The organism is uncultured Blautia sp. (assembly GCF_902497045.1).
In the GTDB taxonomy this organism is placed as follows: domain Bacteria; phylum Bacillota; class Clostridia; order Lachnospirales; family Lachnospiraceae; genus Blautia_A.
The window spans coordinates 1-1885 of sequence record NZ_CABVDF010000351.1 but is presented as its reverse complement, the minus strand read 5'-3'; the positions used below and the strand labels follow the sequence as shown (position 1 = coordinate 1885).

Here is a 1885-nt window from a genome sequence, read left to right as displayed (position 1 = left end):
GTGTTCCTTCTATATAATAAGAAAAGTAAAAAATCAAGATATTCAGAATGACCCTCAGGAGGAAAAGCATGAAGAGAGAAACCGTTGTTGTACTTGATTTCGGCGGACAGTATAATCAGCTGATCGCACGCCGTGTAAGAGAATGCAATGTTTACTGTGAAATCTATTCATATAAGACCGATATCGAAAAGATAAAAGAAATCCAGCCAAAAGGAATTATTTTTACCGGCGGACCTAACAGTGTATATCTGGAAGATTCCCCAAAATATGCAGAAGAAATCTATCAGCTGGGAATTCCGATCCTTGGAATTTGCTACGGCTCTCAGCTTATGATGCATCAGCTTGGCGGAAAGGTAGAAAAAGCGCCTGTACGTGAGTACGGAAAGATTGAAGTCAATGTAAATACAGAGTCAGCACTTTTCCAGGAGGTTTCTCCGAAAACGATCTGCTGGATGAGCCATAATGATTATATTTCAGAGAAGGCTCCGGGATTTGAAATTTCTGCCTGGACAAATGACTGTCCTGTGGCAGCAGTGGAAAATACAGAAAAGAAGCTTTATGCAGTGCAGTTCCATCCAGAGGTACTTCACACTCAGGAAGGCACAAAGATGCTCTCCAATTTTGTATATAATGTCTGCGGATGTACAGGCGACTGGAAAATGGATTCTTTTGTGGAGGATTCTATCAAGGCAATCCGTGAGAAAGTTGGCAAGGGAAAAGTTCTCTGCGCCCTGTCCGGTGGTGTGGACTCTTCTGTGGCAGCAGTCCTTCTGTCAAAGGCGGTAGGAAATCAGCTTACCTGTGTATTTGTAGACCATGGACTTCTTCGTAAAGACGAAGGTGATGAAGTTGAGGCTGTTTTTGGTCCGGAAGGATCTTACGATCTGAATTTTATCCGTGTTAATGCCCAGGAGCGTTTCTATGAGAAGCTGAAAGGTGTAGAGGAGCCGGAGCATAAGCGTAAGATTATTGGCGAGGAATTTATCCGTGTCTTTGAAGAGGAAGCGAAAAAAATCGGCGCTGTGGATTTTCTGGTACAGGGAACCATCTACCCGGATGTGGTGGAAAGCGGTGTAGGCGGCGAGTCTACGGTGATTAAATCCCATCACAATGTGGGAGGACTGCCTGATTATGTAGATTTTAAAGAAATTATTGAACCGCTTCGAAATCTGTTTAAGGACGAAGTCCGTAAAGCAGGCCTGGAGCTTGGAATCCCGGAATATCTGGTATTCCGTCAGCCATTCCCGGGACCGGGACTTGGCATCCGTATTATTGGTGAAGTAACAGCTGAGAAAGTAAAAATGGTTCAGGAGGCAGATGCCATCTGGCGAGAGGAGATTGCCGCTGCCGGTTGGGATAAGAAAGTAAATCAGTACTTTGCGGCCCTGACTAATATGAGATCCGTCGGCGTTATGGGTGATGAGAGAACTTATGACTATGCCATTGCTTTAAGAGCGGTAACAACCACAGACTTTATGACTGCGGAGAGCGCTGATCTTCCATGGGAGATCATTGGAAAAGCCACCAGCAGGATTGTAAATGAAGTAAAGCATGTGAACAGAGTGCTGTATGACTGTACCGGAAAACCGCCGGCTACAATAGAGTTTGAGTAGCGGACTATGTTCCGCGCTACCCCCTTTTGGCATTTTTTTGCGAATTCCCTTTGGAAAAACGAAAAAATCCCCCCCAAAAAGAGCGTGAATAACCCGGAATAAAAATAAGAAAAATAAAAAGAAAAAGAATCAAAAAACCTTGTGCAGGAAATCCCTGAGCAGGGTTTTTTTGTTGAAAAAAAGCCTGAAATAAAGGGTTCCTAAAGAAAGTTCGCAAAGATATGCCAAACTCTGCAGCTTTTCGGTGAAGCAGAAAGGCAGAGAGAAAAAAG

Annotated in this window: 2 protein-coding genes; one reads left to right on the top strand and one right to left on the bottom strand. The window is 43.9% G+C overall.

Translation table 11 applies throughout. The features are described 5' to 3' along the window. The first annotated feature begins 68 nt into the window (after positions 1–68). Positions 69–1613: a glutamine-hydrolyzing GMP synthase gene (guaA, locus tag RDS42_RS14580; protein ID WP_308784291.1), complete on the top strand. Its 1545-nt coding sequence runs from the start codon at positions 69–71 to the stop codon at positions 1611–1613. A 16-nt stretch (positions 1614–1629) separates the two neighbouring features. Here the strand turns inward: guaA and RDS42_RS14575 are convergent. After that, positions 1630–1885: hypothetical protein (locus RDS42_RS14575; protein ID WP_308784290.1), on the bottom strand; the 256-nt coding region annotated here is incomplete at its 5' end.

What these genes read in the sequence shown, in the direction of transcription:
- guaA (WP_308784291.1), top strand. Translation starts at nt 69, where the DNA reads ATGAAGAGAGAAACCGTTGTTGTACTTGATTTCGGCGGACAGTATAAT.